Origin of the sequence: Methanolapillus ohkumae, assembly GCF_032594355.1 — an archaeon.
GTDB classification, from domain to species: domain Archaea; phylum Halobacteriota; class Methanosarcinia; order Methanosarcinales; family Methanosarcinaceae; genus Methanolapillus; species Methanolapillus ohkumae.
Genome location: NZ_CP131061.1, coordinates 982,823 through 999,737 on the forward strand (window position 1 = coordinate 982,823; position 16,915 = coordinate 999,737).

13 protein-coding genes are annotated in these 16,915 nt (G+C 37.9%); 1 reads left to right on the plus strand and 12 read right to left on the minus strand.

The window, feature by feature from the left end; all coding sequences use genetic code 11:
- Positions 1-16: 16 nt before the first annotated feature.
- The gene (locus MsAm2_RS04225) at positions 17-1,720 is read right to left on the minus strand and encodes a hypothetical protein (protein WP_338097021.1); all 1,704 of its coding nucleotides are present in this window, start codon (positions 1,718-1,720) and stop codon (positions 17-19) included.
- A gap of 1,578 nt (positions 1,721-3,298) precedes the next feature.
- On the minus strand, positions 3,299-4,015 hold the full coding sequence (locus MsAm2_RS04230; protein ID WP_338097022.1) for a hypothetical protein: 717 nt from the start codon (positions 4,013-4,015) through the stop codon (positions 3,299-3,301).
- 301 nt (positions 4,016-4,316) lie between these two features.
- Here MsAm2_RS04230 and MsAm2_RS04235 point away from each other — a divergent pair, with 301 nt between their 5' ends.
- Complete coding sequence (locus MsAm2_RS04235; protein ID WP_338097023.1) at positions 4,317-4,619, plus strand: DUF2551 domain-containing protein; 303 nt, start codon at positions 4,317-4,319, stop codon at positions 4,617-4,619.
- A gap of 189 nt (positions 4,620-4,808) precedes the next feature.
- Here the strand turns inward: MsAm2_RS04235 and MsAm2_RS04240 are convergent, their stop codons facing one another.
- The 10 genes from MsAm2_RS04240 to MsAm2_RS04285 all read right to left on the minus strand — a co-directional run bounded on the left by MsAm2_RS04240 (position 4,809) and on the right by MsAm2_RS04285 (position 16,911).
- The gene (locus MsAm2_RS04240) at positions 4,809-6,326 is read right to left on the minus strand and encodes a cobyric acid synthase (RefSeq protein WP_338097024.1); all 1,518 of its coding nucleotides are present in this window, start codon (positions 6,324-6,326) and stop codon (positions 4,809-4,811) included.
- A 491-nt stretch (positions 6,327-6,817) separates the two neighbouring features.
- Positions 6,818-7,642 carry a M48 family metallopeptidase gene (locus MsAm2_RS04245; protein ID WP_338097025.1) on the minus strand — a complete coding sequence of 275 codons (825 nt, stop codon included), beginning with the start codon at positions 7,640-7,642 and terminating at the stop codon, positions 6,818-6,820.
- Between the two features lie 82 nt (positions 7,643-7,724).
- Positions 7,725-8,027 (minus strand): phosphoribosyl-ATP diphosphatase, encoded by a 303-nt coding sequence (locus MsAm2_RS04250; protein ID WP_338097026.1) that lies wholly within the window; start codon positions 8,025-8,027, stop codon positions 7,725-7,727.
- Between the two features lie 188 nt (positions 8,028-8,215).
- On the minus strand, positions 8,216-9,478 hold the full coding sequence (locus MsAm2_RS04255) for a 3-isopropylmalate dehydratase large subunit (RefSeq protein WP_420846986.1): 1,263 nt from the start codon (positions 9,476-9,478) through the stop codon (positions 8,216-8,218).
- A 175-nt stretch (positions 9,479-9,653) separates the two neighbouring features.
- Positions 9,654-10,487, minus strand: a complete 834-nt coding sequence (locus tag MsAm2_RS04260) for a YkgJ family cysteine cluster protein (protein WP_338097028.1) — start codon at positions 10,485-10,487, stop codon at positions 9,654-9,656.
- Complete coding sequence (locus MsAm2_RS04265) at positions 10,484-11,443, minus strand: class I SAM-dependent methyltransferase (protein WP_338097029.1); 960 nt, start codon at positions 11,441-11,443, stop codon at positions 10,484-10,486. The genes MsAm2_RS04260 and MsAm2_RS04265 overlap by 4 nt, the downstream gene beginning before the upstream one ends.
- Before the next feature lie 68 nt (positions 11,444-11,511).
- The gene (locus MsAm2_RS04270; RefSeq protein WP_338097030.1) at positions 11,512-12,735 is read right to left on the minus strand and encodes a beta/alpha barrel domain-containing protein; all 1,224 of its coding nucleotides are present in this window, start codon (positions 12,733-12,735) and stop codon (positions 11,512-11,514) included.
- A gap of 128 nt (positions 12,736-12,863) precedes the next feature.
- A complete protein-coding gene (locus tag MsAm2_RS04275; protein ID WP_338097031.1) occupies positions 12,864-13,430 on the minus strand; it encodes a hypothetical protein in 567 nt (188 codons plus the stop codon).
- On the minus strand, positions 13,427-14,701 hold the full coding sequence (locus MsAm2_RS04280; RefSeq protein ID WP_338097032.1) for an AAA family ATPase: 1,275 nt from the start codon (positions 14,699-14,701) through the stop codon (positions 13,427-13,429). The genes MsAm2_RS04275 and MsAm2_RS04280 overlap by 4 nt, the downstream gene beginning before the upstream one ends.
- A gap of 173 nt (positions 14,702-14,874) precedes the next feature.
- A complete protein-coding gene (locus tag MsAm2_RS04285) occupies positions 14,875-16,911 on the minus strand; it encodes a threonine--tRNA ligase (protein ID WP_338097033.1) in 2,037 nt (678 codons plus the stop codon).
- Positions 16,912-16,915: the final 4 nt, after the last annotated feature.

A 16,915-nucleotide genomic window follows, 5' to 3' on the forward strand; every position in this document is an offset into this window, starting at 1 on the left:
TGTTTTTCAGATTTTTTTATTCATTCAACCGTTTCTGATTGATTTTTTCGGGACCTTCAATTTCTTTTTCAATCTGTTTTACGATTGTTTTTAAAATCTTAATTCGGGCATAATATTTGTCGTCGGATTCAATGATGGTCCACGGTGCATCTTTTGTGTTTGTGCGGTCCAGCATTTGGTTGACGGCTTCGTAATATTCGTCCCATTTTTCCCGGTTTCGCCAATCCTCGTCCGTAAGTTTCCAGTGTTTGAGCGGATTCGCCGCCCGCGCGTTGAACCGGTCCAATTGTCTGTCTTTACTGACATGCATCCAAAATTTAATGACAATAATTCCCGGATCGGTCAGCATTTTCTCAAAGAGATTGATTTCATCATAAGCCCGCTGCCATTCTTCTTTTGTGCATAATTTTTCAACACGTTCCACCATCACACGTCCGTACCAGCTTCGGTCGTAAATGGAAATTTTTCCGCAGACAGGAATGCCATCTAAAAATCGCCACAAATAGTGGTGTTTTAAATCAACATCTGTCGGGGTTGCAACCGGAATCACCCGGTAAAAACGCGGGTTTAAGGATTGAACGATGCGTTTGATGCTTCCGCCTTTTCCGGCGGCGTCCCACCCTTCAAAAACCAAAACCATGGCTCTTTTCTGCGAATAAAGCACATATTGCAAAAAAGACAGCCGATTTTGATATTTTTTCAGCAGGCGTGCATATTTTTTCTTGGAATAAGATTTTGTCAAATCAACAGCAGACAAATGATCCGGAATCAAATCAAAATCAATATTTTCGTCTCTGCTTTCGTTTTCATCTCTATTTCCATTTTTGTCTCTGTTTTCATTTTTATTTTCATCTTTTATTTCAAAAACAGAATCCATAGAATCAGAATTATCATCCTTTTCATCGCGGTTCACATTTGGAACAAAGTCTTGCCGTGCGCGTTCAACGGCTGGTTTGAGTAAATCAATAATGGTTTTCATTGTTTGCAAAATCGCCAAATCCATATTCTGTTGGACCAAAATGAGTTTCCAGGGGGCATATCCGGTGTGTGTCCGATCCAAAAGTTCTTTTATGACGTAAATGTCTTCCCGGTATACTTTTTCGGTTGATCTTTTGTCAATGATGTAAGGCGTTGTCTTTTTCCATGTGTTTTTTTGGCGGAGCCGGTCGCCTTTAGACATGCCGTAGTAAATTTTAATCAAGATTCCGCCGTCATCTGCCAGTGTTTTTTCAAATCCGTTGATATTATTTACCAAATTTTCAAACCGGCTTGTATGGATGATTTCTTTTTTTGATGTTTCCGTAAATAAGGCCAATGCCGGGTCTTTTTCGGTATTTGGAATGCTGCACAGAAGCGGACCAGATTCATCCAAAAGATACTCGATGAGTCCACGCATGTACCAACTGCGGTCGAAAACTGCCAATTTTCCTTTGGGCGCGATTTTCCGGCTGAAGCGGGTCATAAATGGTTTTTTCTGCTCTTCGGATGTCGGCGCTTCCGTAAAATAAAAGTCAAATCCACGGGAGTCAAAAGGAAGAAGCTGTTGGTTAATGATTTCTCCGATAAATGAATCATACCACCCTTCAAAAATAATCGTGACAGAGAGGTTCAACCGCCGGACCTCGCGTTGCAAAACGCCCAGATCTTCTCCGTATTCTTCAATGAGGTCTTTGTATGTCTTATTTTCCGGAATTTCAATTGAAACTTTTGGAAGCACCATCGTCACACATCCTTTTTTTTTCAATAAACCTAATAGTCATCGACTTTATATTAAAATCTGATTAATGAGTTCTTAAAAAAATTGAAAAAAACTGATGATTCTTTTTTTTCAATTTTCACAAGTTTAAAATAAACTTGATATATCACGTATATTATATAAATTCGTGTGTATTTTAATAAGTTTTTAATAATCTTTTTATTCTCTATCTTTTAAAAAAGATAATTTAATATATTTATTAAAAAATCTATGAAATTAGTATATTTTTTAAAAAGTTTTTTAAAAATAGTTTTTAAAAGAACTATTTGTTTCTATAACAATTCAATTCAATAAATCTACCAACTTTTGATTAAAAAATATAAATTAAATATAGTTCTTTTAAAACATATTATTTGAAAACATATTGGATTTTTTTAAAAACCTTTAAAGATGTATAATTAAATATGGTTTTTAAAAAATATATTATTGATTATTTTATTTGATAAAGTTCTTTTAAAAATCAAAATATTATGTATGTTATTGGTTTTTGGATAAATCCGGAAGTCAAAGATCCGGCCGCAAAAAAAAAATTATTTTTTTGTAAAGGACCGGATTTAATTTGATAAATATCCTGATAAATTTGATAAAATCCAATTTGACTTAATAAAAATCAATTTTGACTTAATAACATCTAATTTTGACATAATATTTTAAAAAAATTGTTTAAAGTTTTTTTTTAAAAAACCGGATTTTTTTCTTAAATCATATTATCTTATTTTTTATTTTTTCATTAATTTTAAATCCCATAGTCTATAAGAACAATACTCTTTCTTTACAGATATTTCTCAAAAATTATCTTTTTTTCATTAAATGGGGATGAAATAGTTCTAAAACCCTCTATTCCTAAAGTATATAGAATGATTGAGTTTCCAAAAAAACCATTTTTTTGAAATTTTATTCCGGATCAAATTATATTCCTATATTCTACCAGAATAGATATTTTCCAAAAATTTTAAAATCATTTTTTAAAAAATCTATTTTTTGGAGGGTATACTTCCAAAAAATTCATTTCTTTTATCTTCTAAATTTTCGGAAGAATGGCTATATGGATGTATCTCTTTTTTAATCATTTAGTCTACACCATTTAGTTCAAAAAATATAATATAAATATAGTTAAAAATAATTGCACTGCATTATTTATTTCTGACTGTAAGTTGATAATTTATAAATATAATAATCTATTATTTCTCTAAAATATGTAATTATATTAAATTATATCATAGATATATTTTCAAATACAGCCTTTAAATTTTTACTTTTAGAATAAATTAAACCTTTAAAATTCGAACAGACAAATAACTCTCTTAATGATCAAAATAAGAGGAACCGGGAACAATAATTTGCCGCAAATTTTTGTGTAAATTTTGCCGGCCGGCAAAATTTAAATCTTTAATTTTACTCTTTTTTGAATTGATTTGTTGTCATCATATACAATGACAACAGATTTGCCGATGCGTTTTTTAAATACGATTTCAGATTTAATTTAATTTCAGATTTTATTTTAATATTTAATTTAATTTCAGATTTTATATTAGATTTATTTTAATCAATATCTATTTTAATGCCGAATATTTCTTCAAATAATTTGTATTTTTTTTTCGCCCGGTGAAAATATTGACGAACCGGTTTTTTGCCATCAGCTTTTGCCATCATGGCATCAATTTCGGCTTTTGAAAATACGGATTTTAATTGAACATCCGGAATTTGACGTAAATCGTCGGCCGATTCGATTATATCAGAATAAACCGGAATTTTGTATTTTCGGTTTGTTTTTGTTTTTATTTTTGCTTTCGATTTTGTTTTGGAAGGCTCCGGTCCGGATAAAATGATTTTTTGGTCTGAAAAACCCATGACATCGGCAGATAAATCTATGCCGCCGGCCAACAAATCCGAACCATCGGAAATTGATTTTTGATCTGGAAAATCTTTTTCCGTATTGGGTTTTTGAATTTTATCGGAATCATTGATTTCATCCGGAATACTATTTTCAAAAACAACCGGCTCCACTTCATGGATCCATGTCCAATTTGAATCATAAAGATCCACATAAAAAGAAAAGCAAGAGTCGCATTTTGAAACCACCGTATATTCCGGCTCATTGTTTTCATTGTCATTGAGTAATCTGTAAGAACTGACAGATTCCAGCCGGCCCAAACACTTGATACAGGCGCCGATTTCATTCATTTCATTATCAATCAGCGACAACGGTGTCTGTTCCAAAAAAAGACGGTTATCTTTTCGACTGTATCTGAATATCACTCAAAATCACCTGAAATTCCAAAATCAAATAGATGAATCATATAATCATATCATTTAAACATAAAGTTTATATATTTTCCACTTGCTAATATTCAAAGAATATAATAAATATCCTCATTTTTATTTATTATATTTTGACTTCAATACAAAAAACAAAACATTTTCGTTGACGCCACAATTGTAATACCATAAATTACCAAACGAAATGTTTACAGATAAAACTAATTGTTTAAAACTAAAACATTGTCACACAAATCTAAAAAAAGGGAGCTCTGAATTTATGTCATTAAAAGCCAGTATTATGACAAGACTCGAAAAATTCATTGCTGCAGACGTGACCGGATACCGGAAAAAATTCCTGAATCTCGTCATCAAATGCAAAGAATTCACCGTCGACCAAATTCATGACTTAATTTCCAAAGAATATATCGTCACGCGCAATGAGGTCGCGTCTATGGTCGGATATATCCAATCCAAGGTCGGAATCTTAAAATCACATAAAGAATCCTACAAAACACCGATTGTGTATACGGTCAAAGATGAATACGTCGATATCATTCAATTATTGGTCGGGAAAACACCTCAAAACGTCAGTTATTATTGATTTTATTTTTTAGAGTATATTTTATATTTTTGAGCGGGTGACAGGCTTGTGTCGATTTTTACATGCGCCCGCAACTGTATTTATAATTCAAAAACAAATGTTGTTGCTGCGCACGTTATGGCAACAAAATTTTTAAATTTTTCAACAAAATCAAACACGGATTTTGTTGAAAAACAAAACCACCGATTCTCATTCCAATTCCATTATTTTGTAAATTGCTTTCATATCCACATTCTTTTCAAAAACAGCTGCCAGTTCGGCAAATCCATCCTGAACAGTAAACGCTTCTTCTTCTACGTAAGAAATACCTTTTCGAGAGGCCAAATACTTCAAAAGAGCGACCCTGAAAGGTTTGTTGTCAAATAATCCATGCATGGACGTTCCAATCACCAAGCCGCCGGCACCCAAAGCACCGTCGTCTCCAAAAATAGGGGAGACGGTTTTTGTTTTTCCGCTATGGGCAAAAAAGCCTTCCAACCGGATTCCGGAAATCTGCTTTAAAATTGGACCCAAATCCGTTTTGTCGGAGGCGCCCACAGTTACCGTAATTCGAACCGGTTTTTCACTGTAACCTTCTTCTTTTTCATAAACGGTTTCACAATCCAACAAATTAAATCCAAAAAAAACATTTCCATGAGAATCGGTGAGTGTTTTTCCAAGAAACTGATAACCCTCACCGACACCGATTATCGGACAATTAAATTTTTCCCTCAATTCTAAAATTTGGTTCATCATGCCGCTTTCTTTTAAAACGGTCAAATCCAAAAGCGGTGTTCCCGAACCCGGCAAAATAATTAAATCCGGACAGATGCCGTTGTTTTTTAAATCATCGCCCGGCGAAACATACCGGACAAGCGCTTGCGATTCCAAAACCTCAAAATCATTGAAGTGGGAAATTTTCGGAAGCTGAATGACCGCAATGTTTAATCCGGTCTTCTGGCCGCATCCTTTCTTTTCATCCGGAATGGTTCCGGATCCGGCTTTTTCGTGGAAAGACATGGAATCCTCGGATGGAATGCGCAATTTAAAGTACGGCATCACCCCCAAAACCGGAATGCCGGTCATTTTTTCCAGTTGGTCCAAGCCCGGCTTTAAAATCGTCGGATCTCCCCGGAATTTGTTGATGACAAATCCTTTGACATTCTTTTTGACATCTTCCGGAAGCAGCATGACTGTTCCGTACAAACTTGCAAAAACACCGCCGCGCTCAATGTCACCCACCAAAATAATCGGCGCCTTTGTCAGGCGCGCGGTTCCGATATTGACAATGTCCCGGTCATAAAGATTGATTTCTGCCGCACCCCCGGCCCCTTCCATCACAATCACATTATAATTTTCATCCAATTTCAAAAGCGCGCGGTTTAAAATCGTAAACATCTCATCAATGGATTCATAATAATTTCCGGCACTCCGATCCGCATAATGTTCTCCAAGAACAATCACTTGAGAGGTGCTGTCTCCTTTGGGTTTGAGAACCACCGGATTCATTTCGGGGACCGGCTCGGCACCGGCGGCCCAAGCCTGAATCACTTGTGCAAAACTGATTTCTTTTCCGTCTTTGGAAACCCAGGAATTCAAGCTCATATTTTGAGCTTTAAAGGGGGCAACTTTGTATTTCTCAGACAAAATTTTACAAATCGCCGTCACCACCGAACTTTTGCCGGCATCTGAAGACGTTCCCAGAACAAGAAGTGTTTTTGCTTTCATAAAATGACCCTCTCCTTATTAAAAAATGGATTTTAAAAAACGAATTGAATCGTATTTTTCGAAAAAAAATCAATTTTCCCGAAAAAAATAAATACAATTTAAAATCCGCCATTGCAACAATTACATCCTACTTTAAAAAAACATAATAAATAAAGGATTTGGTTTGACATACTTATCCAATTTATCAGATTTAATTGATATTATCCTTTCCCTCAAAACAAAATTTCAAAATGAAGATAAGATTTTTCAAGATTTTAAAAAAGAAATAAAAATTTTATGACGAAAAACTTTGATTGATTTATTTAAAAAATAAGTCGGAACTCAATGATTTTGAGAAGATTATTTTGAAAAAATGCTTTCTCTGAAAAATGAAACTGGTTGAATGATTTAAATGAAAATTATTTTGAAAAAATGATTTTTTGAAATGAAGATAATTTTGAATAATAAAATCGTGAAAAAATCAAAAATAATGGATTAACTTGAATAATGGATTACTTGAACCCTAAAATCCATCCGTTTTCTTTGAGCCAGTTTCGTTTTTCTTTAAAATTCGGATCCATTTGCTCTACCAAATTCCAAAAGTGAGCGGAATGATTTTTGTGGCGGATGTGTGCAAGCTCATGAATAATAATATAATCAATAATCGGGGTATCTGCCTGAATCAGCGCCCAGTTCAATTTGATTTCATTTTGAGCGGTGCAGCAGCCCCATTTTCCCGTGTAATTGGCAGCCTCCACCGAGCTCGGTTTTTTGAGCAGAAGCGGCAAATATTTGTCGGCGAAAAAATCCACCCGGGCTTTGAAAAAAACATCGGCTTGCTCCCGATAAAATCCGTCCACCGCTTTCTTAATTTTTTGTTCGCATTCTTCTTGCGTTAAATGAAGCATTTTTGCCGGCAAATACGCCCGGATTTGCCCCTCCAGCAGCCGGATTTCGATTTTGTTGCTCCGGTTGTCTTCCCGCTCGACAAAAAACACGCACAGCGTATATTCCCGTCCCATATAATGAAACAAGCTGCCGTTTTTGTATGATTTTTTCAATTCACGAACCAACACGTTCTGTTTCATTTCCGCTTTTTCTAAAAGCTCAGCCACATTTTTTTCGTTGTCGAACAAAACGGACAGAATGTCTTTTGAAGACAGGCCGGCCGGCGCGCGCACGAACAAAACCGCCTCATTTTCTTCAAACCGAACGGTATATCCGATTGTTTTTTTTCGCTTGGGAGAATAAATCACCGTGCAAGGCAAGTAAAGAGAATCGGTTTTAAAAATAATATTGTGTGTCTTTTCACCGATTCCGGGCCGGATGGATGTCATAATAAGAAGATGGGAATAAAAAGATAAAATGATATGATACAAAAATTGGAAAAAGAATGGAAATGAAACAATCCAATCATTTTCATTTATGCCGGCGGTACAGTTCGGCTGCGATTTCTTCCGGCGTCACGCCGCATTCAAAAAGCATGACCATTAAATGGAAAAGCAAATCGGACGTCTCGTAAATAATTTCATTACGCTTTCCGTCCTTTGCCGCCAAAATCGTTTCCGTGGCTTCCTCGCCGACTTTTTCCAAAATTTTGTTGATGCCTTTTTTGTCGTTGAGAAGAGCGCAAACATACGAACCTTCCGGCTGTGTTTTGCTTCTGTCTTCAATGATTTGATAAATTTGAGATAAAATGGATAAATCCACCGCTTTTTGCAATTTCAGACGCTCCTGAGTGTATTGGATTTGAAGGATTTCATTCAAAAATAAAAACATTTAAAAATAAAATGTAAAAATATAAAAAAATTAATGAATAAAAAATTAATGATAAATGAAAGATTAGAATTGAAAATGGCTTTTATCTTTAAAATTATTTCCAATTCAATCCAAATTTTTCAGTCCGGTTTTTAAATTTCCCGAGGATCCGTAATTTCTCCGGTGATGGCGGATGCGCCTGCCGTTTCCGGGGAGCACAAATAAACAAAGGAATTTGGGCTTCCTTGCCGGCCTTTGAAATTTCGGTTGGATGTCGACAAGCCGACTTCTCCGTCTCCAAGCCGTCCAAATGATCCGCCCATGCATGGTCCGCAGCAAGGTGATTCCACAATCGCGCCAATGTCCATTAATTTTTCAACATATCCGGCGCGTAACGCTTTCATGTACTCGGTCCGGGACGCCGGAACAACAATCAGCCGGATGCCTTTTGCCAGCGGATTGTTTCCAATCGCATTCATCATCATTTGAATATCTTCAAACCGCCCGTTTGTGCAGGAACCGACAAAGATTTGATTGACTTTTGTGCCGACCAGTTCCGAAACCGGCTTCACGTTGTCCACATTGTGCGGGCAAGCCACTTGCGGCTCAAGATCGGACACATCATATTCCCGGATTTTTGAAAAATTAGCGTCCGCATCCGATTTCCAGTATGAATCCAATGAAAAGTTCGGAATTCTTTCTTTCAGATACTTTTCCGTCACCTGGTCCGGCTCGATTAAGCCGGCTTTTCCGCCCATTTCAATCGCCATGTTGGACATCGTCATGCGCTCAGGCATTTGCATCTTTTGAATGGCCGGCCCGGCAAATTCCGCCGCTTTGTAGCGTGCGCCTTCCACGCCGACATCTCCAATCAAATGAAGAATCAAATCTTTGGAACAAACGTGTTTAGGAAGGTTTCCACGCACATTGAATCGAAGTGTTTCCGGAACTTTAAACCAGAGTTTTCCGGACGCCAAAACCGCCGCCATGTCGGTGGACCCAAGACCCGTTGAAAACGCGCCAAAAGCCCCGTAAGCGCACGTATGAGAGTCTGTCCCGACAATAAGGTCTCCGGGCTTAACGTGACCTTTCTCGGGCAGAACCTGGTGGCAAACGCCTTCAAACACATCGTAATTTAAAATGCCTTGGTCCGTCGCGAATTTTCGCATCAAGATATGATTTTGAGCGGCATTTTGAGAATCCGCCGGAACCTGGTGGTCAAAAACAATGACGATTTTGGAAGGATCCCAGACTTTTTTGTCGTCTTTGCCCTCCATAATTTCATAAAACCCTTTCACGGAAAGCGGCCCGGTAATATCATGCGTCATGGCGCGGTCAATATCCGCAATGACGAATTCTCCTGCCGCAACATTTTTTCCGGAAGCTTTGGAAAAGATCTTTTCTGAAAGTGTCATCGGTTTTTTATTCATGAGATTCACGACCTGTTTTTAATAAATTAAATAGATTAAATAAATTGAAAAATATTCATGTGAGAATGAATCCATTTGAATTTCTCCATATTTAAATACCTTTTTCATTCATATTCAAATATAAATTATTCAGTTGAAGAAATCATTTCCGCAGAGTCAATTATTCGATGGCTTCCGTATCTGAATAAAATTCATTCCACGGAAGGAAAACTTCCGAAATTCCGGTGCTGTCGCAAATCACAAATTTTAAAAAGCCGTTTTTAAAATTTTGACCTGCTTTTTGAACAAAATCATATTTTTCCGTCGTCTTTTTTTCCAGCTCTGCCCCATGTTTTTCAAAATTTTCTTTTGTTTTTATGTAGTCATTTTTTTCTTTAAAAACCCGTTCCAGAAGGTTGGCCGCCATTTCTTTCGAAACATTTTTTTCCGTCACCGAAACGGTCTCTAAGCCGTCACATTCGCATTCAATGACATCCGCTTTGTTTTTTTCCGGGTCCATATCATAAAAATCAATGTAAAACGGATACGTTTTACATAGGAGCGGACGAACCGGATAAATTCGGCAGATATTTGTTTTCGGATCCAAAAAGACACATGTTCCATTTTGCGTTCGTTTCAGCATCCACCCAAATGTGTAAATAATGCCGTCCGTCGTAATTTGATTTCGGATCAAATCCAAATTTTTAAAAATAAGCCGGGAATCAAAAGATGGCGGTGAATTTTTTTTTGTGGAATAAAAATCCGGAAACAGCGGAACCGTAAAAGAAGAGGACGATAGATTGTTTTTCTCATGAATCGGATGGATTGAAATTGAATCATGAATTTGGACCTTATTTTGAGTCAGAAATAATTGGATAGATTGGATTTCATCCGGCATCAAAAATACGGAATTGTCACCGTCTTCGCGCGTGCAGCATTTCCCGCAGCGTTTGCAAGAAAAACCGGATGATTGAACGGTTTTTAAAACAGACGCTTCTATTTTTTCCAAACTCATCTCCTCACCTTTGAAATTTGAGCATCAATTACCACATGATAAACGCCCGGCGAATATTTTTTTATGATGCGGGTTTCCAAAATCGTTGCGAATCGATTGCATTCTTTTGCCGCGTCCATGATTTGTTGAATCGGACGGCTTGGGAAAAGTTTTTCCGGAACGGTATCATGATAATGAAGAATACCGCCTTCACTTTTAATGGCCAAAATTCCGGCATTTAAATACAAGTGCGTTGTTCCGACATATCCCATTAAAACGCGGTCAGCAATTTCTTTTGGTGTGACAAGTGCGCAGTCTCCCAAAACCGGCTCAACAATATTTTCCACTTTGTTCAGCCGGATATTTTCGCACAAGTAATGATAGGAAATCGGATTGAGTTCAATGGAAATGACCCGCGCCGGACGGGAATAAACCGCGATCGGAATGGAAAAATAACCGATTCCGGCAAACATGTCCACGACGGTTTCGCCGGCACATAACGTTGATATGCGACGTTTTTCTTCCAAATTTCCTTTGGAAAACATAATTTTGGCGGCATCCAATTTGAATTTACATTTATTTTCCAAATGGATGGTTTCTGTCAGCCAACCGGGATGAAAATTTACAGCAGCGGCAGAACTGCTCCTATTTGCGGCATCCGCATCGGCACCGGAAATGTCGGAAATCCCAATTATTTCACGATTCGGAATTCGAAATTGTCCCTCAATGCCCAAATCATTTAAAACCAAACGCACGTTGGAATCCATTTTTAAAAGAAGCTGCCCGATTTCTTTTTTTTTGTGCGCAAGTGCCGGCGGAACAGACACCAGAACAATATCTCCGATTTTTTGGCGGTTGGCCGGTAGCATTTGAATTTCATCCGGTGCTAAGACAATTTTTTTGCCATCCGGAAGCGATTGGTTTTCAAGAGAGGAAATATACTCTTTTGCAAAATCCCTTAATTTTTGAGGCAACATGTTCTTATTCTCTTGTTTCTTCCAAAAATCGGGCTTCACGGTTCTTGGTTTTTATTGGATTTTTGCAATTATTGGATTTGTTTCAGCCGCGGGTTTTTCCGCTCCATCCGTCCGACTTTAGATACCGGAACCAACTCGGAAAGAGAATTTCCGACGGCGACAATATCCATGGTCGCGTCCCGCGAATCATAAATTCCACCGACGCCGAGGCTGTCAAATAATTTCATGCCGAGAAGCTTTTCGGCCCGGACAAACTCCCGCACCTTCTCGATTTTTCCAAAGCCGCTGGACAACATCACCTGAATATGAGAAAATCCGTTTTCATCCAGCGCTTTTCGAATGGCGTAAACGCCGGAAATCGAAACGCCGGTTCCAAACCAATAAATCTCATTTTCCGGAGAAATAGAAATCGGATTTAAAAGCCCGAAAAATTTGCGAATTATTTCTTCTTTTTCCGCATTTGATTTGCCGATAAAATCGGCCATGGAAAGCGCCCCCTGTCCTATATTTTCGCCGCACGTGTCCACCCGAACCGCAAAAAGAGATGAGATCAAACGCGCAACTTTTAAGGTGTCGTCGACTTCTTGGTTGTTATAATCAATCAGAGCAATCCGTTTGATGTCTTTGGGCATGTATTTATCAAAAGCCAGGGTTGAATTTAAAACGGCATTTTCTTTACCGTCCCGCCAAGCATAAATGTTTTCCAATGCGTGCGGAATTGTGCCGACGCCTTTTTGATGGAGAATTTCAGCACCCGCGTCGGTTGCGGCGCCGGCTGCTCCCCCGCAAATGGCGGCTTTTGAAATGTCCGCGTCTTTGGAATAATGCCAGTGGCGCGCGCCAAAATATGTTACCGGTCGGCCGCCGGCCGCTTCCACAATTTGCCGCATATTGTTTTCAATCTTTTCAAAATTAAGCTTTTGCCCATCGTTTTGAATTGCAAGCGCCGAACTGATGATTCCTAAATAAACCGTTTCTAAGCGAATCAAATCTAAAACACGACCCTCGATCATGAGAAGTGTTTCCAGCGGGTTGTAAGAATCCCCGTCGGACAACGCGAAAATGTGTCCGCCGTTTTGGATCAGGTCCGAATGGTTTAAAATAAAAGAGACAGCTTCTTCCATCCCGGAAACGATACCGGGACCTTTTCGAACAAACACTTGTGCCCGCACATACGGATTTAAGCGGTCATTTTTTAAAATCTCGTAGGCCCGCAAAAAATATTTGTCGGTATATTTTTCAAGATCAATTTTCGTTCGATCGTTTTTTGTACTTGATGAGTTGAAAGCCATTACCCCACCTGGTTTTTATGGTTTTTATCGGAAATGAATCCAAATATTCGAAAATAAAAATGAAAATAATGAAAATAATGAAAAAAATATTCATAGATTGTAAATTATGATATTCATAGATTAAAAAATTATGAACTTGAAGAAATCATATTCACAAAATTTTCCTCAAATTCCTGTTGCGTATAAGTGTTGACGGTTTTAAAATGAAAATTTTGAAAATTGTTTAAACCAAATTGAATAAACGGTTTTTCTGCATAAGATGAAATCTTTTTGCCAATGAATGCTTTAGATTTTCGATATTTTTTGAACTGCTTACTGGGATGAAATTTGGATTCATTATAAACAAGAATCAAATGTACATGCTCCCTAGAATAGCGAATATTTTTTTCAACAACATCTAATAGAACTAAAAGACTTTCATAAATTTTGAGTTTAATATTCATGTTGACTTCATCATCAATTTTTCCATTTTTGAATTCAATTAAATACAACTCATCATTTCTAACAACCAAAGAATCGCAAGATTTTGGAATCGGACACCGGATTTGGTTGGCGTAACATTGCATTATTTTATCAAAATTTATGGCATCCATCGAACATGTTGTCATAAATTCCTTGGCTTTTGTGTCTTCAGATGTCTCTTTTAAAGTACTTTGAAATTCAGGATTAAAAAGCATACATTTTTCATGAATCATGAATCTGCACCCCATTCAATATCTTCTAATTTTTGTAACGGGGCAGCCAGTTTTTCATAAATTAATTCCGTATCATCCGAAACATCACGAATTGTTGCGGAAATTCCATTTTCTTCCAATTCTGCCAAGTAATATTTGCATTTGTCGTCAACATTATATTTTAAAGAAAAAACTTCGATTGCATTCAAGAAGTATGGACTGTGCGTATTGATTAAAATATTCAAATTAAAGGTTTTTTGTAATAAAACCAATATTTCCGCAAAAATAAGTTGCCACTCTGGATGCAAATGGATTTCCGGTTCATCTAAAATCAAGATGCCTTTATCCCGGATACTTCCATTTTCAATTAACCGTTTGATAATTGCAAAAGTTTTCATTCCGGTTGAAAGATTTGGTAAATAAAGGGGTTCTGACAAATTATTTTCTTTAAAAACAATACGATTATTGTTAATTTTTGAAAAATCTCCGGATATTGCCAAGTTCATTTTTTCGATTATTGGAGCCAATTTCGATTCATTACGCCCTTTGACAATAATATCTTCAATAGAATCTGAATCCAAACTGAACTTCAAATGGAGTTGACTCTTGTGATTATACATGCTTACAGGTTTTCCAGAGATTGAACCCTGAAACTCAAATTCATCAATTGAAAAAGGATTATCAATATAAATGGAATCATTAAAAAAAGAAATTGTATTTTTAAAATTGATACATTTGTTATCTGACAAAACTAATTCTAAGCTATCTTTTTTTATTTTAAGATTTATTTGAGCTTTGTTTTTAAAATTAACATGATTTGTTTGAGAATTAAATTCACTCCGAAAAACCTTTGTAATGATTTCTTTGAGTATGTAATCATTTTGAACAGACAATGTTTCAAAGATATTATTACAAAGTATATTCATTTCCTCCTTGCTTAAAATCTCCTCTAATGAAGAATTATTTAATGAAGAAACTTTCAATAAAAGGTTCAATAAATTTTCATGGTTTTTATTTTTAATATCTATTTTTAAAAAATCATCAAAAAGTGAACTCGGATAACCATAACCAATATTTTTTGGATACAAAGCCTTAGAAATATCCGACCCAATAAGATTTTTCTTTTCTTGATTTATTTTATTTTCAGATTCATAAAACGAAGTAAAAATGCAATACAACACCTTTCCAACTGTGCTTTTTCCCGTATTGTTTTCTCCGGCGATTACGGTAATTCCATTAAAATCAATCGCAGCATGGGAAATCTTAGCCACATTTTGGATGGTTAATTGCATGTTGATAACCTCAAAAATTTTAAAAATACAAATGAAGCATAAACTTGTTCTTTTATAAATATATCGAAATCGATCGGCTAATTTATAAAAATAAAATAGATGAAAAAATAAAAACAAAATAAAGTAAGATTACAAAAACAAAGTAAAATTACAATAAAATAAAAAATAAATGTTTAAGAGGCGAATTTCGCCCTCTTAGACAAATATTTCGGAAGCGGTAATGCCCGGAATGGTTTGTTTTCCGTTTCAGCTTTAATCATTTCGTTAAGAGCGTCAACGGTCATTTCCATTTTAAACGGCTTTTCCGGCTCGGATTTGGAACGAATGGTGACGGTTAAATTGCCGGTTTCGGCTTCTTTGTCGCCGATAACAACGGTGTAGGGAATCCATTCGGTTCCGGCTTCCCGGATTTTTTTGCCCAGTGTCAGTTCACGGTCATCCACATCGACCCGGTATTTGATTTTTCCGGCAATGGCATCCGCCGCGGCGAGATTCTTTTCCGTGACCGGAATCACACGCACTTGGGTCGGAGAAAGCCAGGTCGGAAGAGTCGGAACTTTGCCGGCGGCCGAGACCATCGCGGCTTTTTCGAGAAGCGCGTAAATACATCTTTCAATCGCGCCGCTTGGAGAGCAGTGCAAGATGGTCGGACGCTTGAGTTCGCCATCGGAATCGGTGTAGGTGATGTCGTAGCGTTCCGCATTTTCGACATCGATTTGAACCGTAGAGAGCGCGCTTGCTTTTTCCAAGCTGTCCACATAGTTAAATTCGAATTTGAGAACAAAATAGAAGAAGCGGGTATCCCACATTTCAATAAGAACCGGCTTGTTCACTTTCTTTACCATCGTCTCAATCAGGCTTTTGTTTTCATTGTAAAAGTCTTTCGTGAAGCGAATCGCGATTTCAAAGTCGCTGACTTTTATGCCGACGTTGTCCAAAATGTCAATACAGAATTCATATTGAGACAAAAATTGGTCGACCGCGTCCGGCATTCCGCGGCAAAGCGTGTGCATGTCGGGCATGGTAAACGCACGCAGCCGGCGCAATCCGACAAGTTCTCCACGCTGTTCCTTTCTAAAACTGTAACGGGTGAGTTCAACCATTTTAAGCGGCATATTGCGGTATGAAATCGTCATGTCGTGATTCATCAGGAATTGTCCGAAACAGGCGGCAAACCGCAAAAACAGCTGGCGTTTATCGGATTCAATCGAATATTGCCGTGCCGGGAACCGGTCCAAATACTTTTTCAGCGTCGGATGGTTCATGTCGTACATAATCGGCGTTTCGACTTCCATCGCGCCGAAATCCACAACGGTTCGGTCGACCACATACATTTCCAAAAGCGATTTCATAAGGCGGCCTTTGGGATAAAAGCGCATGTTTCCGGAGTCAGACCCGGGTTCATAGTCGGCCAGTTCCAGCCGTTTCATGAGTTCGACGTGCGGCGGCGCAGAATTAACCGCCCGGTTCTTAGAAATTTCATAATTGACAAACTTTTTCAAATTGGGATATTTGGATAAATCAAATTCCGCCGGCTCATAAAATTGACCGTCGGTCCCGAGAATTTTAAAGTACGATTTGGCGACACTTTCGGATTTTAAGGCTTCGGAAAGAACGTCGCCATCTTCGGATAATTGAACATTGGCGCCGCAAGCGTTGGCTTTCAGCGCGGCGGTTGCTTTGGTGGCCGGCATTGAGGCGGCGGATGCAGAAGAGGAAGATGATACGGAGGACGCAGAAGCCGACGGTTTTACGGACCCGCAGCAGCAGCCATCAGCACTTTCATCGTCCACGGAAATATGCTTGGAGAGTTCCGAGAGCGGGTGGCCTTTGCAACTGATTTTAAAGGATTTGTACCAGCCAAATGGTGCGCGCTTGACAATGATTTTCTCCGCAAGAAGCGCGGCTTCGATTCCTTTTAATACGGAAATTCCGACATCCGGCGTGGACAGGCTGGAACTGAGGTGGGCGTACGGATAAACCATGACTTTGTCGGCTTTGACTTGTTCCAGTGTATTTTTAATTTGAGAAACGGCTGCCGCCACAACGCCGTCCGGATTGGCTTCATCGCACTTTTCCACCGCGATAAATGCCGTCAGGGCTTCTTCAAGCCGTCCGGCTTTCATATCGTCGCCGATTTCTTCGGCCATTTTGGTTTTCTTTTTGGTTTCATACTCGATGTAATCCGAGTGAATGAGAAGCATTTGCATAAAA